Source organism: Sphingopyxis sp. (assembly GCF_965227415.1).
Classification (GTDB): Bacteria; Pseudomonadota; Alphaproteobacteria; order Sphingomonadales; family Sphingomonadaceae; genus Sphingopyxis.
The window spans coordinates 2,088,104-2,111,835 of the sequence record NZ_OZ245749.1; the positions used below are offsets into that span (position 1 = coordinate 2,088,104).

General features: G+C 61.7%; 20 protein-coding genes. 5 read left to right on the forward strand and 15 right to left on the reverse strand.

Going from position 1 to position 23,732, the window contains the following annotated elements:
- Window positions 1–19: 19 nt before the first annotated feature.
- From ACO055_RS10235 to ACO055_RS10275, 9 genes are all read right to left on the reverse strand, one after another.
- On the reverse strand, window positions 20–1,126 hold the full coding sequence (locus tag ACO055_RS10235) for an acyl-CoA dehydrogenase family protein (RefSeq protein WP_158258025.1): 1,107 nt from the start codon (window positions 1,124–1,126) through the stop codon (window positions 20–22).
- Window positions 1,127–1,136: 10 nt separating this feature from the next.
- Complete coding sequence (locus ACO055_RS10240) at window positions 1,137–2,348, reverse strand: acyl-CoA dehydrogenase family protein (protein WP_105998668.1); 1,212 nt, start codon at window positions 2,346–2,348, stop codon at window positions 1,137–1,139.
- Window positions 2,345–3,334 carry an NAD(P)H-dependent flavin oxidoreductase gene (locus tag ACO055_RS10245; protein WP_105998669.1) on the reverse strand — a complete coding sequence of 330 codons (990 nt, stop codon included), beginning with the start codon at window positions 3,332–3,334 and terminating at the stop codon, window positions 2,345–2,347. The genes ACO055_RS10240 and ACO055_RS10245 overlap by 4 nt, the downstream gene beginning before the upstream one ends.
- Before the next feature lie 65 nt (window positions 3,335–3,399).
- Entirely contained in the window at window positions 3,400–4,692 is a 1,293-nt protein-coding gene (locus ACO055_RS10250) for a cytochrome P450 (RefSeq protein ID WP_054586684.1), read from the reverse strand.
- Window positions 4,693–4,733: 41 nt separating this feature from the next.
- Entirely contained in the window at window positions 4,734–5,486 is a 753-nt protein-coding gene (locus tag ACO055_RS10255; protein ID WP_054586683.1) for an enoyl-CoA hydratase/isomerase family protein, read from the reverse strand.
- A gap of 218 nt (window positions 5,487–5,704) precedes the next feature.
- Window positions 5,705–6,742 (reverse strand): alcohol dehydrogenase family protein, encoded by a 1,038-nt coding sequence (locus tag ACO055_RS10260; protein WP_054586682.1) that lies wholly within the window; start codon window positions 6,740–6,742, stop codon window positions 5,705–5,707.
- Window positions 6,743–6,751: 9 nt separating this feature from the next.
- Entirely contained in the window at window positions 6,752–7,975 is a 1,224-nt protein-coding gene (locus ACO055_RS10265) for an acyl-CoA dehydrogenase family protein (protein WP_088473821.1), read from the reverse strand.
- Between the two features lie 25 nt (window positions 7,976–8,000).
- Window positions 8,001–8,738, reverse strand: a complete 738-nt coding sequence (locus ACO055_RS10270; protein ID WP_054590045.1) for an SDR family NAD(P)-dependent oxidoreductase — start codon at window positions 8,736–8,738, stop codon at window positions 8,001–8,003.
- 12 nt (window positions 8,739–8,750) lie between these two features.
- Window positions 8,751–9,776, reverse strand: a complete 1,026-nt coding sequence (locus tag ACO055_RS10275; protein ID WP_231732605.1) for a phosphotransferase family protein — start codon at window positions 9,774–9,776, stop codon at window positions 8,751–8,753.
- A gap of 112 nt (window positions 9,777–9,888) precedes the next feature.
- On the opposite strand from ACO055_RS10275, the gene ACO055_RS10280 reads away from it, so the two are divergent.
- The gene (locus ACO055_RS10280; protein WP_422058791.1) at window positions 9,889–10,737 is read left to right on the forward strand and encodes an SDR family NAD(P)-dependent oxidoreductase; all 849 of its coding nucleotides are present in this window, start codon (window positions 9,889–9,891) and stop codon (window positions 10,735–10,737) included.
- Between the two features lie 209 nt (window positions 10,738–10,946).
- A complete protein-coding gene (locus ACO055_RS10285) occupies window positions 10,947–12,710 on the forward strand; it encodes an N-acyl-D-amino-acid deacylase family protein (protein ID WP_422058792.1) in 1,764 nt (587 codons plus the stop codon).
- A 97-nt stretch (window positions 12,711–12,807) separates the two neighbouring features.
- Here the strand turns inward: ACO055_RS10285 and ACO055_RS10290 are convergent, their stop codons facing one another.
- The 5 genes from ACO055_RS10290 to ACO055_RS10310 all read right to left on the reverse strand — a co-directional run bounded on the left by ACO055_RS10290 (window position 12,808) and on the right by ACO055_RS10310 (window position 18,411).
- On the reverse strand, window positions 12,808–13,272 hold the full coding sequence (locus ACO055_RS10290; protein WP_422058793.1) for an Lrp/AsnC family transcriptional regulator: 465 nt from the start codon (window positions 13,270–13,272) through the stop codon (window positions 12,808–12,810).
- The gene (locus ACO055_RS10295) at window positions 13,269–13,736 is read right to left on the reverse strand and encodes an Lrp/AsnC family transcriptional regulator (RefSeq protein ID WP_054586677.1); all 468 of its coding nucleotides are present in this window, start codon (window positions 13,734–13,736) and stop codon (window positions 13,269–13,271) included. The genes ACO055_RS10290 and ACO055_RS10295 overlap by 4 nt, the downstream gene beginning before the upstream one ends.
- A 135-nt stretch (window positions 13,737–13,871) precedes the next feature.
- Window positions 13,872–14,912, reverse strand: a complete 1,041-nt coding sequence (locus ACO055_RS10300; protein WP_422062451.1) for a phosphotransferase family protein — start codon at window positions 14,910–14,912, stop codon at window positions 13,872–13,874.
- Between the two features lie 47 nt (window positions 14,913–14,959).
- The gene (locus tag ACO055_RS10305) at window positions 14,960–17,413 is read right to left on the reverse strand and encodes a TonB-dependent receptor (RefSeq protein ID WP_422058794.1); all 2,454 of its coding nucleotides are present in this window, start codon (window positions 17,411–17,413) and stop codon (window positions 14,960–14,962) included.
- Window positions 17,414–17,853: 440 nt separating this feature from the next.
- Entirely contained in the window at window positions 17,854–18,411 is a 558-nt protein-coding gene (locus ACO055_RS10310) for a TetR family transcriptional regulator (RefSeq protein ID WP_054586674.1), read from the reverse strand.
- Window positions 18,412–18,946: 535 nt separating this feature from the next.
- Between ACO055_RS10310 and ACO055_RS10315 the strand changes: the two genes are divergently transcribed.
- A complete protein-coding gene (locus ACO055_RS10315) occupies window positions 18,947–19,954 on the forward strand; it encodes a DUF7064 domain-containing protein (protein ID WP_058801215.1) in 1,008 nt (335 codons plus the stop codon).
- A 122-nt stretch (window positions 19,955–20,076) separates the two neighbouring features.
- Here the strand turns inward: ACO055_RS10315 and ACO055_RS10320 are convergent, their stop codons facing one another.
- Entirely contained in the window at window positions 20,077–21,213 is a 1,137-nt protein-coding gene (locus ACO055_RS10320) for a phosphotransferase family protein (RefSeq protein WP_054586672.1), read from the reverse strand.
- Window positions 21,214–21,596: 383 nt separating this feature from the next.
- Between ACO055_RS10320 and ACO055_RS10325 the strand changes: the two genes are divergently transcribed.
- Window positions 21,597–22,604: a DUF7065 domain-containing protein gene (locus ACO055_RS10325; protein ID WP_058537098.1), complete on the forward strand. Its 1,008-nt coding sequence runs from the start codon at window positions 21,597–21,599 to the stop codon at window positions 22,602–22,604.
- Window positions 22,601–23,731, forward strand: coding sequence for a phosphotransferase family protein (locus tag ACO055_RS10330; protein ID WP_158213699.1), 1,131 nt, complete (start codon window positions 22,601–22,603; stop codon window positions 23,729–23,731). Before ACO055_RS10325 ends, ACO055_RS10330 begins: the two co-directional genes overlap by 4 nt.
- Window position 23,732 lies beyond the last annotated feature (1 nt).

The window sequence follows — 23,732 nt, forward strand, 5'->3', positions numbered from 1 at the left end:
GCTGACGCTTCCCCCCTGTTCACGCAGCGGCGACTACCCTGCCGATTTCACGCAGATGATAGTCCGTGTTGCCGAACAGACCGTCGATCGTGAGAATATGTTTGAGATAATGACCGACCGGAAGCTCGTCGGTCATGCCGATGCCGCCGTGGATCTGTACGGCCCCCTGCGCGATCTCGCGCCCCAGCCTGCCAACCTGCGCCTTCAATACCGAAATATCCCGGCTCGTTGCCCGTCCGCTGTCGGCCAGCGCCGCGATATAGAGAAGCGACGCTCGCGCCTTGACATAGGCAATCTTCATATCGGCGAGCCGGTGCGCGATCGCTTGAAAGCTTCCGATCGGCCGACCGAATTGCTCGCGCGTGCCCGCGAAGTCTGCGGTGGTTGCCATCAGGACGGCCATGGCCCCGACGGCTTCGGCGGCGAGTGCGAGCCGGGCATCCGCGAGCAAGGCCTCCAGCTCCGCATCGGCGCCCGCCATGATGGCAGCCCTGTCGACCGCGACGTCATGGAGCAGGATATCCGCAACGGGCCTGCCATCGAGCGCGCGATATCGCCGCACTTCGATGCCTTCGGCATCGGCGGGCACTGCGGCCAGGCAGACCGCCTTCGTCTCCGAGAGCGCCGAGATGAGCAGCACCCCTGCTTCTCCGCCTCCAAGAACGAGTTTTTTGCTACCCCGGATGCGCGGACCGGCCTCACCTTCATAGAGTTTGGTCGACAGCGTCGAAGAGGCGCCGGTGCCGCTACCTTCCTCATGGGCGAAGGCGCCGCGCAAAGCTCCGGTGCCAATATCGGCAATCCATTGCGGCACCGGTCCCGCGGGATCGAAGCGAGCGAGCGCCCGGCCCGTGAGGATCACCGAGGGAAGCAAAGGCTCGATGACCAGATGGCGACCGAAGAGCTCCGATATCGCCACAATGTCGGAGGCCGAACCGCCCAGTCCCCCGCAGGCTTCGGGAAGCGGCATCGCGACAATCCCCATATCGACGAGTTCGCTCCAGATTCCGGTTTCCGCCTGACCAGCCATGATGCGTCGGCGCAATTCAAAGGCGTAACGCTGATCGAGCAGCCGGGAGAGGCTGTCGCGGAGCATGACCTGCTCATCGGAGAATTCGAAATTCATGGCCTCTGCCTCAGGCGCGAAGGGTCTGGAGATTGCGGGAGATGAGGTCCCGCTGGACCTCGTTGCTGCCGGCATAGATGGAAGCGGCCCGGGTATTCAGATAATAGGGCATCGCCACGAGGCTGAAGGGATCGCCCAGGGGTTGAACGCCGGACCCGACCTCAAGGGCTTCCAATTGCAACGGCAGCGCGTCGATCCCGGCAACACGCGTCATCATGATCGACAGCAGCTGCGAGAGTTCCGAACTCATCACCTTGTTGAGCGACGGCATCGCGGGATCGTCGGCGAGGGCGTGGCCGCTTAGCACCAGCTTCTCGACATGCTCGAAGGACGCGACTTCGGCTTCGAGTTCCCCAAGGTCGCGCTGGAATACCGGATCCTCGCTGAGGGGTCCGCCAAAGGACGCCGTTGCATCCCTCGCCGCGGCCCGGATCGCATCGAGTTTGCGCCTGATCGCCGGGCTATGCGCAGCGCCGCCCCGCTCATGCTTGAGCAGCGCCTTGGCGACGCTCCAGCCTTCATTCTCGGCGCCCACGCGGCCCGCCTGGGGGACGCGGACGTTATCGAAAAATACTTCGCATTGCTCGGCCACACCATCGAGGCCGATGATGGGACGGATGTGCATGCCGGGATAGTCGGTCCGGTCGAGGAGGAGAAAGGTAATGCCCTGCTGCTTCTTGCCGTCCCGGTTCGTGCGCACGAGCATGAACATCTTGTTGGCCTTGTGGGCGAGGGTCGTCCATGTCTTCTGGCCGTTGATGATATAATCGTCACCGTCGGCCAGGGCCGAGCATGACAGGGCGGCAAGATCAGAACCGGCACTCGGTTCGGAATAGCCCTGGGTCCAGTAATCCTTGCCCGAAAGGATCCCGGGGAGATGCTGGCGCTTTTGTTCGGGCGTGCCAAGCTCCATGAGCAGGGGGCCGACCATGATCAGGCCGTTGGGCAGGAGCGGCGGCAGATCGCGCTTCCAATGCTCCTCGGAGAAAATATAGCGTTGCTCAAGCGACCAACCGGTCCCGCCATATTCGACGGGCCAGGCCGGGGCGGCCCAGCCGCGCGCATATAGAAGGCGGTGCCATTCCATTGTCGCCTCGAACGGCGCGAAAACGCTTGTGGTCTTCCGCCCCGCCTCGCGGATCGCGTCGGTGGGTGCCGTATCGAGAAACGCGCAGACTTCCTCGCGAAACGCTTCGAGCGATGGATCGAAATCGACGTTCATGACGTGAGCGCTCCAGGCATCATCGCCGCCAGCCGCTTCGCGATGATCGACTCGGCCTCGCCCATGATCCGGTCGATGAGTTCGTGACACGTCGGGATATCATGGATGAGACCCTGAACCATGCCAGCCGTCCATATCCCATGATCGGGATCGCCGCGGTCCAGCCCTTCCTTCCCGCGCGCGCCCTTGACGAGATGCGCGATCGCTTCGAAGGGCTTTCCTTCCCGTTCGGCCGCAATGACTTCGGCTGAAACGCTGTTCTTTGCGACGCGCGCGGTGTTGCGATAGCTGCGGAAGATCAGGTCGGTCCCCCTCTCGTCGTTATCGACCATGGCGCGCTTGATATCGTCGTGGATGGGGGCTTCCTTGGTCGCACAGAAGCGCGTCCCCATGTTGATACCGTCAGCGCCGAGCGCCAAGGCTGCCACCAGCCCGCGCCCATCGCCGAATCCGCCCGATGCGAGCATAGGAACCTTGATCTTGTCGGCAGCGGCGGGAATCAGGATAAGCCCGGGAATATCATCCTCGCCCGGATGCCCGGCGCATTCGAAGCCATCGATCGAAATGGCATCGACGCCCATGCGTTCGGCGGAGAGGGCGTGCCGGACAGCCGTGCACTTATGGAGCACGATGATGCCATGCGCCTTGAAATCGTCGACATGCTCTTGTGGCTTGTAGCCTGCGGTTTCGACGATCCTGGTGCCGCTGTCGATGATCGCCTTGCGATAGTCGGCATAGGGCGGGGGATTAATCGACGGCAGGATCGTCAAATTGACGCCGAATGGCTTGTCGGTAAGCTCCCGGCATCTCTCGATCTCGGCGCGCAGCGCATCGGGAGACGGCTGGGTGAGCGCGGTGATGATTCCGAGGCCACCGGCATTGGAAACCGCCGCAGCCATCTCTGCGGTTCCCACCCACATCATGCCGCCCTGGACGATCGGATGCTCGATCCCGAGCAAGTCGGTTATGCGTGTTCTGATTCCCATTCCCGTATCCGTCCTGCGAATATGCTGTCGTCTCTCTGCCACGCCGCCGCGCGTCGACCCGCCGATCAACTCTGAGTGAAGCGGATCGGAAGGCGTTTCGGCCCGCTGACCAGCGTCGCCTGGGTCCAGGCCGGTTCGCCGGCGATTTCGAGCGATTCGATCCGGGGCAGAAGTTCCTCGAACAGGGTCTTCATCTCGAGGCGCGCGAGATGCTGGCCGACACATAGATGGGGCCCGTAACCGAATGCGATCTGCTTGTTTGCCGGGCGGTCGAGCCGGAACTCGAACGGATCGTCGAACACCGCCTCGTCACGGTTTGCCGACATATAGGACAGCATGACCCAGTCCCCGGCCTTATACTGGTGGCCATTCACCTCATGATCCCGGGCAACGGCGCGCATGAAATGCTTCACCGGCGTGACCCAGCGAATCGCCTCATCGACGAGAGCCGGGATCAGGTCGGGATTGGCCTTCACCTCGGCGAGCAAGGCGGGCCGCTCCGCGAGGGCCCAGATCGCACCGGCCGTCGAGGCGGAGGTGGTGTCGTGCCCGGCGGTCGCGACCAGGATGTAAAAGTCGTTGGCAGCGCGCTCGTCGATCGGCTTGCCGTCGATCATGGCGTTCGCGATGATGGTCGCTAGATCGTCGCGCGGCTCGGCGCGGCGGCTCGCCGTGATATTGGAGAAATAGGCGTGGAAGTCCGCCACGACGGCCCCGAACACCTTTATGGCGGTATCCGGATCCGCCATGGCATCGGCTTTTCGACTGAGTTCCGGATCGCGGGCGCCGAAAAGTTGCTGGGTCAGCATCAGCATGCGCTGTTCGTCCTCTTCGGGAACGCCAAGGATGCTCATGATGACGTGCAACGGATAATGCAGGGCCACATCGGCGACAAAGTCGCATTCGCCGCCGAGCCCCATCATCCGATCGACATGCGCGCGCGCGATCTCGCGAATGTCGTCCGTGAGCTTCTTGACATTGCCTGGCATGAACCAGGATTGGACCAGCGATCGATAGGCACGATGCTCTGCTCCGTCCATGTTGACCATGTTACGGGTGAGGTGCGGACAGCCGGTCGCATTCTCCACCGCCTTGAGCATCGGACTTCCGATGAGAACCGTCGAAAGATCGCCGTTGCGGAAAATGTCGGGCTGGCGCTCTATGTCCATGATGTCGCCATGTCGGCTCACGAGCCAGAAGGGATCGACACCGGCGGTATCGACAAGCGAAACGGGCTGGTGGCCACGAAGCCAGGCAAGGTCGGCGTGCAGGGTCGCGGGGTCGCCGAACGACGCCGGGTTCACAAGCCGGGCCGCCATTTCGGCTGGCGCGGCCAGGTCTTGGGTTTCATTGCTCATCGTCACTCACTCCCGATCGACCAGCGCTCCAGATGGCGCGGTCATGCTTTGCGTTTTGAAAAGGCCGCGATACGTTCGCCCATGTCGGGTCCGACGCCTGCGCTGTTGCGGACTTCGTGTGCGAGGCCGAGATGCAGCGGGACATTGTCCGTTTCAGCGAGCAGTCGCTTATAGGCGGCAATGCTGAAAGCCGAATTTTCAGCGATCATCGACGCGATCGCATCGACCCGCTCCAGAAACTCAGTATCCTCGAAGCAGGACGCCGCCAGTCCGATCTCCGCCGCCTCCCGGCCATCGATCGTGCGTGCGGTGAACATCATCTCGCGCGCCTTGGCCTGGCCCACCAGACGGGGCAGCCGCTGGCTCATTCCCCACACAGGCGTGAGCGCCCATTTGGCGTGCGTGTCCGCGAACCGCGCGCTCCGGGCGGCGAGAATGAAATCACTGGCCAGCGCCAACTCGAGCGCGCCGGTGTAACAATGACCGTGCACCGCCGCGATAACCGCCTGGGGCAGATTCGCGAGACGCTCGAGCACCGAAGATTGAAAAGAGACATCATGCGCTGCATCGCCAGACGCGATGTCCTGCAGATCATGCCCCGCAGAAAAACATTTTCCCGCGCCACGCACGATGACGCTGCGAACAGTTTCGGCCTCGCCCGCGAGCCGCGCGACATGATCTTCAAGCCGCCGAAACATGTCGTTGTTGATCGCGTTGAGCCGGTCCTCACGGTTGAGGATGATATGTGCGGTTGGCCCGTCGACCCGCAACTCTACCGACAATCCCGATGCCATGGCGTCCTCTCCGCGAGCGATTCGACAATTAATTAATTGCTCGATTATTAGATACACAAATGCGTTCGCCCGATCAACTGCATAGCTCTGCGGTCAATGCGAACGGTTTTGCCGGCGAAGCGCCGCAAGCAGAGGCGCGCATTTTTTGCCGTGTCGCCCCCCCTTTCCGCGTGCGGTCAGCAGGGGCGCGCCGGACTCAGATCCAGCCAGTTGCGTCTTCAGGGCTCGAGGATGATCTTCAGGGTTCCCGCCTCCCGGCGGTCGAACATCGCATAGGCTTCGGCGCCGTCTCGCAGCGGCAGCCGATTGGAGACATAGGTTTCCGGCTTGAGACGCCCCGCCTGGACAAGTGGAAAAAGGGTCGGCAATTCTTCGGGGACCGAGCAGGTCCCGACCCGGAATGTGAGCCCTGCCGCGAACGCGCGTTCGAGCGGAAAGGCGAAACGGCGCGATTGCTGCACACCGATTACCGAGACGGTGCCGCGCGCCCTTACCAAGCGTAATGCCATATCGACCGTCGCGTCGCTCCCGACCACCTCGACGACGGAATCGAGTTTACGTCCTTTCGTCGCCTCCCGGATCACGGCGACGGCTTCGTCAGGGTGCAGAGCGACGGCGCCCGCCGCTGCCGCCAGCGCGCGCCTTTCTGGAACGGGATCGATGGCATATACGATATGGGCGCCCAGCACGAAGGCGGAGTCGACCGTCATGAGGCCGATCGGCCCCAAACCAATTACGGCGACGCTGCTCCCCGGGGCGATATCGGCGCTGCGCGCACCGAACCAGGCGGTCGAAAGGGCGTCTGTCATCAGCAGCGCCTGCTCTTCCGATATCCCTTCCGGGATCAGCACCGCATTGGCGTCCGCGCTGGGGACGCGAACGGCCTCGGCCTGCGAACCTTGAAGCGCGGCGGACAACCCGTAGCAGGCCGCTGCGCCATTCTCGCACCCGATCACATTGCCCGACAGGCAGGGTCGGCAGGCGCCGCAGCCCGCTGCTGCGGGGATCATGACCCGGTCACCGACGCGGAGCCGCGAGACGGCGCGTCCGGTTTCGACCACTTCGCCGACCGCTTCGTGACCGACACAAAAGCCCCGATCCTCGGAAAATCCGTGACCATGATAAATGTGTAGGTCGCTTCCGCAGATCGAGCAGGCGGTGACCCGAACGATGGCGTCGCCCGCCTCGACCGGCATCGGATCGGCCATGCTTTCGTAGCGGATATCCCCTGCCCCGTGATAAAGCAGCGCCTTCATGCCGGCCTCCTACTTCGCCATCGCCGAATATTCGGCGATCTTCTGCTTCCCGAGCTGCGACATGTGCACCTCGTCGGGACCGTCCGCGATGCGCAGATAGCGATTGAGGGTGAAGAAGTAGGCGATCGGGGTGTCGTCGCTTACGCCCATTCCGCCATGAACCTGGATGGCCCGATCCGCGACGGTTTGCGCCATTTGCGGAGCGATCACCTTGATGGCCGCGATCAGATCCTTGGCAACCTTGTTGCCATAGCGGTCCATGGCGTCGGCAGCCTTGAGCGTGAGCAGGCGCGACATCTCGATTTCACAGAAGCTGCGTGCGACGTCCTGGCGGATGCTACTTTGATCGGCGAGCTTCTTTCCAAAAGCGACGCGGCTGTTCGCGCGGCGCGCCATGATCTCGAGCGCGCGCTGCGCCTGGCCGATCGAACGCATGCAGTGGTGAATACGTCCCGGCCCGAGACGCCCTTGCGCGATCTCGAACCCCCGCCCCTCACCAAGAATGAGATTTTCCTTCGGTACGCGTACATTGTCGAAGCGCAGTTCGCACTCGCCGCCCGGCGAGTTCATCGATCCGAAGACGGTCTGGTTGCGCACGACCGTGATCCCTGCCGTATCTCGCGGCACGAGGATCTGCGAATGTTGGGCATGGCGGGGAGCATCGAAGTCGGTCTTTCCCATCACGATGAAGATCGCGCAATCGGGGTGCATCGCATTCGAAATCCACCACTTCCGGCCGTTGATGACATAGTCGTCGCCGTCGGGCTTGATGGACAGCTCAAGATTGGTGGCATCGGATGAGGCGACCTGCGGCTCGGTCATCACATAGGCCGAGCGAATCTCCCCGTCGAGCAGGGGCTGAAGCCACTGCTGCTGCTGATCGGGGGTCCCGAATTTCGCGAGCACTTCCATATTGCCCGTGTCGGGCGCGGAGCAATTGAACACCTGGCTCGACCACGGCGATCGGCCCATCACCTCGGCAAGTGGAGCATATTCAAGATTGCTGAGCCCGGGCGAGAAGCGGCCATATTCGTGTGGGAGGAAGAGGTTCCACAAGCCCTGAGCACGCGCCTCGGCCTTGAGGGCGGGCATTCCAGGCCACTCCTGCCACAGATTCCTCTGGTCGTGGATGAAGTGGTAATACTCTTCCTCATTGGGGTAGATATGCGCATCCATGAACGTTTCGACCCTCTGCAGGAGGTCACGGACCTTTTCGCTATGTTCGAACTGCATGTGTATCTCCTGTCAGAATGGCAAATCAGAGCGTCAGGCCACCATCGACGACCAGCGTGTGGCCGGTGACGTAGGAAGCGAGCGGGGATGCGAGGAATATGGCGGCACCCGCCATATCGGCGGGCGTCCCCATGCGTCGCTGCGCGATCGTGGCGAGCGCGCCGTCGAGACGAGCGGAATTCTGGGTCGTGATCCGTGTCAATTTGGTATCGACGAGCCCCGGAGCGAGACCATTCACCCGAATCCCGTCACCGGCAAAAGCCTGGCCCAGCGTTTTGGTCAGACTGATCGCGGCCGCTTTGGACGCGGCATAAGCCGGGTTTCCGATATTGCCGCGCAAGCCGGACGTCGAGCTCACGATAATAATCGACCCGCCGGACGCCGAAAGCAGTGGCCGGAACTTGCGCGCGCAATGCATCAGGCTGTCGATATTGACCGCCATGACACGATCCCACCCTTCGCGCTCGAACTCCTGGCGCCGATATAATACGGTTCCCTGCGACAAAATGAGGGAGTCCAGCGTGTCGAAGGGAATCTCCGCCGTCTCGATAGCCTCGGGCGTCCCGACATCGACGCAATGATAGCCCAGTCCTTCAAGGTCGGACCCTTCATCGGCGCTGTAGTCGGACGCAGAGGCGCGCGTCCCCCAGATATGAACATTGGCGCCGCGGGCGCGAAACCCTTGGGCTATGCCGTTGCCGATCCCGCTCGATCCGCCGACGACGAGAATATTGCGTCCGCTAAAATCGGTATCGTCGATCATCATCTTTCCTTTTCAACGAATGATGCTGAGGGCGCGCTCGAACAGAGCGAGCGTGTGCGCGTGAAGCCGTTCGCCGGTTTCTCGCGGCGCCTTTCCGGCACAGGCCCGCGCAAAGCTCCCTTCCAGAATGATGCCCAACTTGTAGCAGGCGAGCACGATGTACCAGTCGAGAGCCGCGAGATCCCGGCCGCTTGACGCTGCGTAATGCGCCGCGAGGTCGGCAGGAGATGCAAGATCGGTGAGCTGATTTGCCATGGCGTCCGTGGCGAAGGATGAGCCATCGGTCGGCCATGTCGCGATCAGCCAGCCGAGGTCGAGCAGGGGGTCGCCAATCGTGCTCAATTCCCAATCAACGAGGGCTGCGAGTTCCCCGCTGTCCGGCCGGATCATCACATTTGCAAGATGCGCATCTCCGTGGATGATCCCCGGTTGAAATGAGCTTGGGCGATGGCGATCGAGCCAGGCCGCCACCGCGTCCACCCCCGGGATGGCGCCAGGCCCCGGCCACCCGGCTAGATCGGCATAGCTTTCAAGCTGGCGGCGCCAACGCCCCACCTGGCGTTCCAGGAAATTCTCGGGCTTTCCAAAATCCGCGAGGCCGACCGCCCGATAATCGAGCGCGCCGAGTGCGGCGATCGCCTCGACCACGGCGAGGCCCATGCGGCGGCGCAGCAGCGGCTCGCGAGCGTGCAAGGCGGGGAGCCCGGACATCGGGTTGAAGCCATCGACCGGCTGCATGAGATAGAAAGCAGCGCCAAGGATCGTCTCGTCGCTAGATCCGGCGATGAAGCCAGGGTGAGGAACATCGCTACCGCGCAGTGCCTCGAGGACGCGCATTTCGCGGCGCATCGTCTCATTGGATCCCGCGCGCAGGACCGGCGGCGGCCGGCGGAGAACAAATTCGGACGGCCCGCGATGGAAGCGGAGGAGAATATTCTGGGTTCCGCCAGCCAGAAGCCGGACGCCGGAAATCGAGCCACTTCCAAGGCTCCGGGCTTCCATCCAGCGATCAAGCGAAACAAGATCGACACCCTCCACCGCGCCCTCCGATATTTAATTAATTGCTTGTATAATCGCATTTGACGGCCGCGCATGTCAATGCCAATCCGGAGGCGCGAATGGCGGCGAAGCACGGAAGCGCGCGCGCAATTTGCGCGACGCCGTCGATTGGCTCGATGGCGCTTCTCAGTTTTCGATCATGGAGGTGATGGTGAATTCGATCGAATTGGAGGGCCGCGTTGCGATCGTGACGGGCGCGGGAAGCGGGATAGGCCTTGCCGTGGCAAAGCAATTGCTTGCCGCCGGCGCCGAGGTACTTGCGACCGATATCGATGCCTCTCGCCTTGAGTGGTGCGATGGCACCAAGGGAACGCACGCCTGCCGGCATGACGTGACAAGCGAAGCCGATTGGGAGACGGCGATCGGCTTCGCCGAAAAGCTCGGCCGGCTCGACATTCTCGTGAACAACGCCGGCATCATGCTCGACACGCCTTTTGCGACCGCTCCTCTCGACGATCTGAGAAGGCAATATCGGATCAATGTCGAGGGTCCGTTCATGGGGATGCAGATGGCACTGCCGCTTTTGTCGATGCGTCGTCAGGCGGACGGCACGTCAACCGCCGCCATCGTCAATATCTCATCAATCTATGGGACGGTGGCAGGGGACCGTTATGCCGCTTATAGCGCGAGCAAGGGCGCAATCCGTATGTTGAGCAAGGCTGTCGCGGTCGAACTGGCCGAGCGTGCCGTAAGAGTGAATACAGTGTTGCCGGGTCCGACGGCAACCAGGCTCGGCGCCCATCACGAGAGACCTACCGCCGCGAACGGCGAACCAGCGTCGGTGGAGCAGGTTGTTGCCGCATGGAACAGCAAGATTCCCGTGGGCCGGATGGGCAATGTCGATGACATCGCGCCGTTGGTCGCGTTCTTGGCAAGCGACGGCGCACGCTACATCACGGGTTCCGAGTTCATCGTCGATGGTGGCTACACCGCGGTTTGAGCATCCCGTCGGCGCATCGGCCTGCCCCTTTCGCGCAAAGGGAGGGTCGAAACGCCATCAAGACAGTCCAGACCGGCCATGACATCATTTCCCATTATATTTGACTCAATGGTGGATCGCATAATATAGATACTTGCATCATTTTTGTCGAATTTGAGAACCAAATGCCGACCATAATGTCGAGCAACACAGAGAGATGGGAGAATGGGATGCCTAAGTTTGACACGCTCATCAAAGGTGGCACGATCGTCGATGGCACGGGCTCGCCGCGGTTCGTGGGCGATATCGGAATCAAAGACGGGATCATAACGGACATTGGCGCCGGGATCAGCGGCGACGCGAGCGATGTCATCGACGGCACCGGGAAGATCGTCGCGCCGGGGGTGATCGACGCCCATACGCATTATGACGCTCAACTGCACTGGGATCCCTATGCCACAAACTCTGGCTGGCATGGCACCACGACAATCGGCGTGGGAAATTGCGGTTTTGGCTTTGCCCCCTGCCATCCGCAGGACCGGGAGCGCTACATGCAGATGATGGAGACCACCGAACAGGTTCCCGTAAATGCGATGCGGACAGCGCTCGGCTGGGACTGGGTCAGCTTCCCCGAATGGATCGAGCATCTCAAGCGGGTGCCCAAGGGGGTCAACGTCGCCAGCTATGTTCCCCTCAATCCGCTCCTAATCTATGTGATGGGCCTCGAAGCAGCGAAAAGCCGTCCGGCAACTGCGGAAGAGCGGGAGCGCATGAAGCAGGAACTGCACGCCGCCATGGACGCGGGCGCAATCGGCTTCGGCTTTTCCTACCAGGGCGAGCATAACACCCACATCGACTGTGACGGCACCCCGATGCCGAGCGACACGATGAGCCGCGAGGACATTCTGGCGCTCGCGGAAGTGCTTCGCGAGCGCGGCGAAGGCTCGATCCAGGCCCTCGTCGATACCCCGGGTGCGCGCTTCGGTGAGATCGCGCTAGAGGTTGCACGGGTGTCGGGCCGGCCCGTCCTCCACAATGTCGTCATCGTCAACGACTTTCTGCCCACTTATCATGAGGAAGTCCTCGCTCTGGTCGACAAGGCGCGGGAAGAGGGGCTGGAAATCTTCACCCAGACCCTGACCACGCGCGGCTGGAACGAATTCAAACCGATGGACTGGGATATTTGGAACATCATCCCCGAGTTCCGCGAATTCACCTTCGCGGGCGATCGCGCGGCAAAAGTCGCAAAAGCGGCGGACGAGAATTATCGCACGCGCTTGCGCAACGTGTACAGGCCTGAACTGCTCGCACCGGCCGGCGGACCGCTCGAGCATTATGTCCTGAACGACGCTTGTGGCGTCGCCCCATGGAACCAGTATGAAGGCAAGTCGGTCGGCGAAATCGCGGCCGCCGTTGGCAATCGGCCCACGATCGACGTGTTTATGGATATCGTGGTCGATACCAATGCCGACAGCGATTTCCTCGTGGCCGAAGGCATGAGCTTTGACGACGAGAAAGTCGCACAGGTTCTCAAACATCCGTTCACCATTCCGGGAACCTCGGACGGCGGAGCGCATGTGAAATTCTGGGCTGGCGGTCAATATTCGACGGACGCGATCATCTGGATGGTTCGCGAGACCGGGTTGATGACGCTTGAGGAAATGCACTACAAGCTCAGCGCGGTTCCGGCAGAAGTGCTCGGACTCCACAACCGGGGCACGCTGGCAGCGGGGCAAGCGGCCGATCTTTTCATCTACGACTATGAGGCGCTCGACTATCCGCGGCTCAAATATGAGATCGCCCATGATCTTCCCGATGGCGACTGGCGGCGCGTCTGCAAGCCCCAGGGCATCGAGCGGGTGATGGTGAATGGCGAGACGACCTTCGTCAATGGCACCGAGTGCACTGGTGCGACACCGGGCCGACTGGTCGGGTCGGGCGGTGCCGACATGGATGAGCAGCTGATGCATCCAATGGCGATCGCCGCAGAATGATAGTGAATCTCCGGAAGGGGGCGCAGGCCGTCCCCTTCCACAGGGTCGCTAGTGCGGAGCCCGTGAGCCCGAGTCCCGGCACCTCGGCCGGGTGGGGTCAGCGTTTTCTGGAGACCAGGGCGATATCGAGATTGTGCTTGGCGACCGAGACGATCTCGACCGTTTCTACCCGGTGTACGCCGGATCGCCGCCGTAAATGCATGTGAATAATATCTGCCACGGCCTGACGACTTTGCGCCGCCACGAGCAGAACGATATTGAAGCGTCCTGTCATCAAGGCAGCAAAACTCACTTCGTCGAACCTGGCCATCGCCTCGACCACGTCGCGCGCCGTTTCGGGAGATGTCTGAACCCGCACAAGAACAGCGGTCGTCATTCCCAATGCGGCTGAATCAGCCACCGCCGTGATCTTCGCAGCGCCCGAATCGGACAGCTTCTTCAGGCGTTTACGGACCGCAGTGTCCGAGATACCCAACAGGCGCGCCGCTTCGCGGTTACTGATGCGCGCATCTTCGGCGAGGAGGCCAATGATACGCTGGTCCAGATCATCGAGGCGCATCATTCGGATCCCAGCTTTCCAAAGCGGGGATCCAGTTTCACGATCTCCAGCGCCGTATTGACCTCGTAGGAGGCGATGCCTTCGATCTTCGCAATCTGCTCGTCGACGATCCGCTGGAGCGCAGCGCCATCGGGCGCATTTATATTGGCGAAGATGTCCGGGCTGCTCATCGCCACCGAAACACTGGTGCATGCATCGAGCTTGGCGAGGTCTTCAGCGACATTTTCGGGCGTGCGGCCTTCGACATTGAGATCGACCAAAGCGAACACCGAATAACCCAGAGCGCGCATATCGCGCTGCATCATGACGCGCAGGATATTGGCATCCTCGAGCGCCCGGATCCGGTTCGCCACAGTAGGTTCGGAAACGCCGAGTGTTTCCCCGATGTCCTTGTTCGTTCTGCTCGGATTTTCCTGAAGCGCGGCAATGATCGCCCGATTGAGATCGTCGAGGATGTCGCTGCTCATGGATATCGCCCGTTTCCAGTTAGCCCGCTCCGGCGGATGCCGGCCGCGTCTCCGTATCGGTTGTCAGCGCAGCACGCCAGCCCGGAAGTTTGCTCGCAATTTCCGGAGCCGAGCACGGACTTGGGCGGCTCCGGCTTAACGGCCCTCCCCAACCGCCCAAATCGCTTCCATGCCAGCGAGGAACTCATCGCGCAGACCCTCGGGGAAATTGCGCGACATCGACAGTTGGACGACCAGAAGCGGCAGCGTCACCGCCCTGCGGAAAAACTCGAAATGCTCGACCCTGCGACCCGTCACGCTTTCATAATGGGCCACCCAGCTCGCGTCATCCGGAATCCTGGCGGCGACTTCGGGCGCCGACACGGCTCGATAATAGGAATTTGCCATACATTGCATGGCAATGTCGTAAGCCGGAGCAACGATACCCGCGAGTTCCCAGTCGATGATCGCGCGTACCTCGTCGCCTTCGAGCATGTAATTGCCGAGACTTGGATCCCCATGGATCAGCGCCAGGTCATCATGATGAATATCGGGCTGGTTCGCAAACAGCCAGGACCGCAACCGCTGGAGCCGCTCGCGATGCGGCGGCTGCACCCACTCGACGGTCTCCCAATACCAGTGGATATAGCGTTCGAAATGGGTCCGGCCCGCAGCCTGGCGAACGCAGGACGCGACCGCGCTGCCCTGCCAGTCGGCGCCATGCACGCTGCCTAGGGCCCGGAAAATCGATGCGATCCGCCGCTCGCGCACATCGGGCGCCGCGTCGCCGATCAGCCCGGCGCTGAAGGGCGACGCGTGCGCGACATCGCCTTCGACCTTCTCCATGATGAAGCCCGGCAGCCCGAGCACGGCGCCGTCGGGGTCGATCCAGCGCGCGCGCGGAACCGCAAGCCCGGCATCGGCCAGACGCGCCTGCAGTTCATATTGCTGCCTGATGCCATAGTCGAAGAATATGCGGCCCTCGTTGCGGAGCGGCGCATAGCGCAACACGAGCGGCTCGACCTTGCCCTCCAATATTGCATCGAACACGACAACGCCGCTCGACGCGCCCGCATTGGCGCCGCCACCGCGAACATTGGCGATTTCCACCGGCCCCGCGATGTCCGGCTGCTGTGCCAGGAAGCGGGCAATGTCCGCCGGGTCTATATCGGTAAAGTCCGGCTTGGTCGCCCGCATCACGCTCGCGATAACGTCCGGTTTCGGTGTCTCCGCCATCGCGCGCCTCAGTTCGCGCCGAGCTTCATCGACAGGCGGATGCCATAGGTCCGTGGCGGCGAGAATTGTCCGGAAACATAGGCCCCCGTTGCCGCTGCGACGCGGCTGTAGGCATAAAGCTTGTTCGTGATATTCTCGGCGAACAATTGCGCCTGGAACCGATCGCCCGGCGACGACCAGCTCAGGCGGGCATTCAAGATCCAATAAGGCGCTTCGCGGGTTTGCGATTGGAAGGGCGCCTCCCCATTGAACACATCATGGAAGATTTGGCTGGTGTAGGCCGCTTCGCCCCGGAGGGTGAAGGCGCCGGCGTTCGCGGTCTCTATCCGCTGCTGCGCTCCGAAGTTGAGCTTCCATTCGGGGGCCCGGATAAGGCGGTTCCCTTTGATGTCGAGCGTCGCAAGGCCGAGCGGGTCCTGGAGAAGCTGGCTGCCATATTCGCTGTGGATCCACGAACCGGACCCATCGAGCGAGAATCCGGCAAGGCCGCGCGGCGCGAGCATATACTCGGCCTCGATGCCGTAAAGCGTCGCATCGGCGGCATTCCTGATCGTCGAGGAATTGTTGAGATAGGTCGTGAACTGGATGTCGCTGAAATCATAATAGAAGCCCGCCAAATTGACGCGCAGCTGATTGTCGGCGAGCGTCGACTTGAGCCCGGCTTCGTAGGACCAGAGGATTTCGGGGTTGAAACTCCCCGTGCATTCCGCCGGATTGAACCCCCCGGCCTTGTAGCCCCGCGACACCTTTCCGTAGAGCATCGCGCGATCCGAGAGGTCGAAATCCACCCCGGCCGTTCCGGTCCACGCGGTCCAGCTCTTCTTCGACTGGGTTTCGCACAAGGCCGCAGTCGGTACGAAGTTGGAGTGGAGCCGCCGGAAGACGTCCTTTTCATCGCGCGTGTAGCGAAGGCCCGCGGTCACCCGCAACCGATCCGCGATCCGGTAGGTGACTTGACCGAAGCCCGCCAGCGAGGAGCTTTTCTGCTCGGCACCGAAGCCCAGAAAGGCGACGGGCGTCGGTTGCCCGCCATAAAGGGTATTGCCGAGCAGCGGATCGGACCCGAGGAGGAGGAGATTGGGGATGAGAGGCTGCGACAGGTCGAAGACCGGTGGCGGTGCCGCGGTGCCCAGGCTGGCGGAGGCAATGATGAGATCGCCGAGCGAGGGCAGATAGATGTCCGCTTTCAGACTTGCGCGATCGTGCAGGTAAAAGACTCCTGCGAGCCAGTCCAGCCGGTCGTCGAACGCCTTCCCCGAGATATTCACTTCCTGCGTGAACTGCTTCGAGGTTTGCTGGATCGGATCCTCGTAGAGAATGGCCGCACTGCTGCCGTCATTGTCGGTCTGGATGAACAATTTGCTGAACCGATAAGCCGTGATCGACTTCAGCGATACATTCCCGATGTCCCAGTCGAGTGTCGCACTGGCCCCGCGAAGATTGACTTCGGTCCGCGACGGAAAGTCATTGGCAATGCGGGTCGATTTGGTGGGATCGCCTCCACGCAGCCCGGGCTCCGAGAGGCCAAACAGGTCGGAGATGCTTCGATTCCCCAGCAGCGCGAGGTCCGAGGGCGACAGGAGGCCGGGAATTCCGGCGAGCGCGGTTCCCGGAAGGGAGAAAATTCCGGTCGGCGTTTCGGGTGAGATGCTCGACGGCGTCGGGAGCGCATCGATGAACTGCTGTACCGCGGACGTAACCTGCCGTGACATGTCGCCGCGCAAGGTCAGCTTGATGTCGCTCGACGGCTCGATAAGCAGCGCAGCCTGGCCGCTCAGATGGTCGTTGGCATCGTACCGCTTGCCGTCGAAGACATTGAAGCGGTAGCCGTCTCTCCGGTCATATTTCACCGAGACCCGTGCTGCCACCTTGTCCGGCACGATCGCACCGGTTGCCCCGGCTTCCACCGCGACGCGATCGTAATTTCCATAAGTGAAGGCAAGATTGGCAGCCGTGTCGTAGGACGGCGGCTTGGTGATGTAATTGATCGTCCCGCCGGTCGAATTGCGACCGTACAGGGTACCTTGCGGGCCACGCAGAACTTCGATGCGCTCGAGGTCGAAGCTGGGGACGCTCTGGGCAAAGAGCTGACCCATGTAGACGCCGTCCTGGAACGTCGCGACCGTCGGCTCGCCGGCCGTAACCGTCAGGTCGGAGCCGATGCCGCGCATCGAAAGTTGCGAGTAGCCGGTAAGCTGGGCGAACACCAGCGACGGAACATTGTACTGCAACTGCTGAACGCCGTTGATCTGCTGCTGCTCCAGCGTCTCGGATGTGAAGGCGCTGACCGCAACGGGCGTGCGCTGGAGCGACTCGCTTCGCTTCTGGGCCGTGACGATGATTTCGCCCAGCTGCGACGATTCGTCGGCCGCAGGCGCTTCGGGCGCCGTTTGGGCCCGCGCTGCCCCAGCCCATGCCAACACGCCGATCGACGCACAAAGTGCCAGTGCCTTGCTCCGCATTCCAATTCCCTCCAGGAAGCCGTCTCGCGGCTCGCCGTCGGCAGCGCTGCTGCCGCGTCGATGGAGCCTGAGACGCGATGATGAGGGGATGAGGCCATCCGCGATAGCGCGCGCCGATCGATGCATCTGCCCATCCGGTCTCTTGCCGTAGCGCATTGTCAGCCTCCTCCCATTGACCGCCGGAGATTGCCTCCGTGCATTCGCGACCCCGAAGGTTCGCGAGCTTCATAGTGGTGGCATCATTAGGATTAATGTCAACGCAAAATATATATACGATCGTCCATATAGTTATAATTCGACCTTAGAGCGCCATCAGGGGTTGGGGCAAGCTTCTCCCGCGGCGCGTTCCTGCGCCTTGCTGTTCCGGGCATGGCAAAAGGAGACGTACGGCACGGCCGACGCCTTCGATATCGATCGGGCCAGTGCTGACCGGCAGTCGGCTAAGTTGCGGGACGCAGGCTCTTCACCACGGCGTTGGCGAGATAATTCGAATATCCTTGCTTCATGGGCTCGTCGATCGCGCCGATGCCGAAGATATGCTGCATTTGATAACGGCCATGGAAGAATTGATCGCAGGCACCGACGATGTGAAAATAAAGATGAAGCGGATCGACCTTTGCGAAAACTCCCGAGGCCTGCCCTTCGGCGAGGATGTTCCGGAGAATCGTTGCCGCCCGCTTGCTGAACTCCTCCGCGATCAGCGGACCGTAGGTTTCGGGCTCTTCGGTGACGAGTTGGTGGGTCAGCGGGTTGATGAACGGGTAAGTGAAATAGCTGTCGATCATCCCGCGAACGAAGCCCGACAGCTTCTCTTCAGGCGACAATTGTCGCTGCGAGAAGGCATCGAGCTTTGATATGTCGCCGCCCAGAACCGAGCGAAGCAACTCCATCATCAGCCCCGCCTTGTTGCCGAAATAGTAGCTGATCAGAGCAGAATTGAGATCGGCCCGCCGTGCAATATCGGCGAGCGAAACATCAATTGATCCTCGCTCAACCATGAGATTGGCCGTTGCCTCAACCAGCCGATCGCGCGGCGGGGTTTCCGGCTCGGCTGTCTTGGCCCGTCGGCCTCTTGGTTTCATCGCAGGCGCCCTCATCGATCTCCCCAGCGCTTCCTGAATTCGGTCCTGTCGTGCCGACAGGACTCAAGCATACCAGCCGCACCGGCTTTAACAATGGCATAGCGACCGCCTGGGCCGCGCGGCGATGCCAGTATTGCACTTGGAGACCGCGGCGCAGTCTCGCAGGTAGACCAGGCTCGAAAATGGCTTGAGGCGATAAAAACATCTCATGCTCTGTATCAGCGGTTCCCCGAGCCGCTCCGTCCTCGCTTTGCGCCACATCGCAAGATTGCCCACCTGGAGCCCTTGGCGCGCGGAATGACCGCACCGCCGAGATGCAAACTTGTCATCATTTAATTAATCGAGTAATTCTAGGCTCGGACCGCGGCCGGCTCGATCCTGCGAAGATCGGGTTTTGATCCCGAATCCTGAGGCCTCGAGATGTTGAAGGTCAAAAATAGTGGAGAGACCGATGAGCCTGTATTCTGCGATTGATTTGCCCCATCACCCTGGAAATCATCCGTTCTGGCAGGAATCCTGGGTATTGGTGTTTCGTGATCCGGACACTGGCCTCGTCGGCTTCCTGCGCACGGGATCCTATGTGAATCAGAAGACCACGCAGACGCATTGGGGGATGGCATTCCCCGACGGAACCCGCTTCCGTCGCCACCTGCTCGACCGTCCTCTGGAGGCAGGCGATCGAACCGATGTCATGGCCAGTTCCGGAACGATGCGATTCACGATTCCCGATATGGAATATTGTCGCTTCGAGGCGTTCGACGACGATGCGGAAGCGGACCTGCGCATCTATGATTGGTATCCTTCGCAGGAATGGGAGGTGGTCGGAGGACCGGGTCATGGAACATTGACTTCGGGAGGCGACGATCATGGCCACCCGGAAAGCGCCGGCCGGGTGGAAGGCCGCGTCCGGATCGGCGACCGGGTGGTCACGATCGAGAATGGCATCGGCTACCGCGATCATGGCTACGGACCGCGCCCGCTACCGATGTTTCGCTCGGCGCGCTGGCATGCCGGCACGGTGGGCGAGAAGCTGAGCTACTCGCTGCTCACGATGCAGGCCGAGGATGGCGCCTTCGCCAAGATGGGCTATGTGATGCTCGATGGAAAGCGCGAGCCTATCCGGGATTTCCATACCGTCAATTGCACGCTGGGCGACGGCCTCTCGTCGATCGGCGGCTGGACTGTGGCGCAGCTCGAGAACGGCCAGACCCTTCGTATCGACGTCGAAGCTGTCGATGGCGTCGTGACTTCCACAGACCTCAACAATGGCGGTCCGAACTCTTCTCCGGCAGGGATCGAAGTTCTGTCTATCCCCAGGTGGCAAGGCCTGGAGGGCGTGTGCGATTTCAACATGATCGATAATGCCCATCGCGGCAATCAGGCGGTGTCGCACCTCTTTCTCGCCAACACGAACGACGGAATTTCCCAGCGGGGATTTGACCCCTCCTGGCTCCGCTAAAAAAGGCAGGCGACCGCATATGTAACTGCTGCGGTCGCCGCAGCCGCAAGGACTCGCGATCTCGCGAGCGTCGCAGTGCGGAGAGGACGCTCGGGGTCGAGCGAACAAGTGGACCCTAAATTTCAGTCGATCGTGCCCGACGGCGGCAGCAAAATCTCCAGTCCGACCCTGGCGGCCAAATCCGCGGCGATCTTCGGCCCGCGTTCGATGACTGGCAACAACTGGCGCAATATGGGCTCCGGGAAATGCCGGAACGTCAGCACGTTGATGACCGCCAGCCGATAGGCCGTAAACAGCTCGAAATAGGGCATGTTGCGAAGCTTGCGCCCCGACAGTCGCTCATATTCTGCAATCCGCTGCTGATAACTCAGCGTCCCTTCCAGAGCCGGGACATCATTCTGGATGATCTGGTCGCCCATATGCGTGAAACAGACATCGCATTCGGGCGTCCCGAGAAAGCTCATCTCCCAATCGACCACGGCCGACACCGCAGTCCCGAGATAGAGATAATTGCCGAAGTTCGCGTCGCCATGACACAGGACCGTATCAATGTCGGCCGGCTCATTTGCGACAAGCCAATCCCGGAGCGGTCGCAGCGCTTCGAGATAGGGCTTGCAGTCGGCATATTCGAGCGAATCCCAATACCAATTTACCTCGCGCTCGATCGGACGCGCACCCGCCGCGCGCTTTTCCAGCCATTCGAGCCCGAGCGCCCGCCAGTCCAGCGCATGCACGCGCGCGAGCGCTTCGAGATAGCCCAGTTGCATCTCGCGCCGCGCTGCCGGCTCAGCGTCGGCGATGATGCCCGAAGTCATCCAGGTCATCGGCGCGCTCGCCCCCTCGACCATTCCCATCACATAGCCCGGGCGACCGAGAAGGTTGCCGTCCGGATCGAGCCAGATCTGTGGCGGAACCGGCACATCGGTGGCTTCAAGCGCGCGCTGCAGGTTGAACTGCGCGGTGACGTCATAGGCGTGGAACAGGCCGCGCGTCGGCATGAAACGCAAGACGAGACCCGACGAGCGCGGCTCGCCGTCTTCGGTCCAGCTTGCCTCGAACAGAAGAGTTCCGTTCGAACCACCCGCAGCTGTGCCGACTTCGCGCACGTTGGCGACTCGGACGTCCGAGACTCCCGCCTGCGCGCCGATAAACTGCATGAGCCGGTCGCCCCATTGATCGGGAGTGGTTTCGGCGAACCGCGCACCACGCTGATGCTTGACGATAGCTGCGCCAATCTGATCGACATCGAGTTCCGACATGACTCTCCCGTTTCTGTTCTGCCGCGCGGCCGGCTCTCGACCGCAGGTTGGCGCCCATCGCCCAGGCGGGATCCTCGGGCGATCATCCGCGGTGCTCGAACGATTGTGCCATGTTTCGTGACCGCAGACGACGCTCCCGCAACGAGGGCGAAGCACCATCGGGCCCATTGAGCAGCGAAAGTCAACGGATAATTAATTGAATACCTAAAAAATTCGTGGCGCGTGCCCGCTGCCCGCTCCTCCGCCGCAACGCACCGTTAAACCCGCCGCAGCAGCAGCCCTGTTGACGGCGGAAAGAAAATATAATTGGATGAGTAATTAATGAACGAACGATCCCCGGGTTTCGAGGAATCGCGCGCAATGCGCAATGAAGGGACGAGGCCATGGAAATTTCGAAACTGTCACCGCTGCCGGATGATGTCGAGCTTCCGCACGATCCTGGGGAAGATCCGCAATGGCAGGAAAGCATTGTCCTTGGCTGGGCCGATCCCTCCCAGGAAATCGGCGGCTTCATCCGGATCGGCCATCAACCGAACCTCGGCCTTACCCGGTCCTGCTTTGGCGTGACCTCGCGTAACGGGCTCAACTATTCCCGCACAGCTGAAGGGCTTCCCCTTCGCGAAGCCGACCGGTCCGTCGACACGTTCCATGCCGATGGTTTCCAGTCCGCCACATTCGGCGTCCGCTCAAGCCGGTGGCGTGCCAGCGACGAGAATGTCGATCTCGATATCCAGGTCCGCGATGTGCACGCACCCTATGATTTCTGGGACCTCACTGGCATGCGGAACGAAACGAGCCGCGTGATGGCAGCCAATCATCTCCAGGCCGGCGGCACTTTTTCGGGGTCCGTTCGGATCGGCGACGAGCCCGAGCGCGCCATTTCGGGCTTTACCTATCGCGACCATAGCTGGGGCCCACGGCACATGGATAACCCCAATGCCGACATGTATGCCGCCTGGTGGCTCGTGGGCTCGCTTGGTGAGGATTTTTCTTTTGGCTTCGGCGGCGGGCGCATGCGCTCCGGGCTCGAAAGTCTTTTCGGCTATATCGTAAAGGATGGCGAAGTGGACACCGCCGTGATCGAGGATGCGTCCGTGCTGATGGCATTTGACGGGCTATCCAATCGGGGCGGAACCGTCGTGGCCGTTTCGGAAAAATTTGGCCGGCTGACGTTCGAGGCCGAAGGATATGGCAATGTCTGGCTTGAACTTGGTCAGAAGCATTTCGAGATGGCGATGCCATGCACAATACGTTGCGGCAATCGCACGGGCGGTGGCCTCATCGACACGATCTTGAACCCACGCAATGGGACCGATCGTCCGACCTTCGTGGCGAGCGGCAGACTCGACAACGGTCTTTACCGCAGCCGGGCCGGGTTGAATCATCCATGAGCGGCTCGCAGACGATCGACCGCGAGGCGATGCGGAAAGGCCTTCAGGCCTGGTTGCGGCAGAAATTCGCCGATCTGGGCGACCTGACCTTGTCGCCCCTGCGTTTTCCCAGCGGCACGGGTAATTCCGCTGAAACGATGTTCGCTACCATGGCTTATGAAGCCGATGGCGAACATCGTGAACGCGCACTCGTCATCAGGCGACAACTCGCCGGGACGGACCTCTTCCTGGACGCCGATATCAGGCTGCCGCACCGGATGATGGAGGCGCTCGCGCTCCACCCCCATATTCCTGCCCCGCGCGCGCTCGGTGTCGAACCCGACCCGGCGCCGATAGGGAGCCCCTTCCTCGTGATGGAGGCGATCGAAGGACGGGTCGTTGACCAGGTGCCGAATTATAACGTCGAAGGGTGGCTCGCCGATTTGCCGATCGAACAGCGACGCGAGATATGGCTGCGAGCGATCGGAACGCTGGCGCGGCTCCACCGGATCGACTGGCGGCAAGGCTTTTCCTTTCTGGACGACCGCCAGCGGGGCGAACCCGGCATCGATCAGTTCCTTGCCTGGACCAGAGACTGGTATATCTGGGCCAAAGCTGGTCGCCGGCTCGAAGTTGCCGACGCCGCCCTCGACTATCTCATGGCAAACAAGCCCCGGGACACCGATGTCAGCGTCCTTTGGGGCGATCCGACACCTGCCAATATGATGTTCGGACCCGACCTCAGCGTAGCAGCCCTGATCGACTTCGAAATGGCTTCCCTCGGTCCCGGCGAAGCAGATCTCGCATGGTGGCTCGAGGCCGAGGAAAATTTCTCGACGCTGTCGGGGGTAGCGCGGCTCGAGGGTCTGCCAAGCCGCGCCGAGATCATCGCCCATTACGAAGCCGAACGCGGTCGGCCGGTTGCCGATCTGGACTATTATTCGATGCTCGCCTGGTTCCGCATGAACATCGTGGGAATTCGCTTCTCGGATCGCCTCGTCGGCGAAGGGCGGATGCCAGCGGGGACGGACGTGCTGACAAACAATCCCGCGACGATGCTGATGGCGCGCAAACTCGGTATGCCGGACGCATCGCCGGGCGAAGGTTTCATGGCGATGGTCAATGGCATGGCCGGTGCGGGGGCGTGAT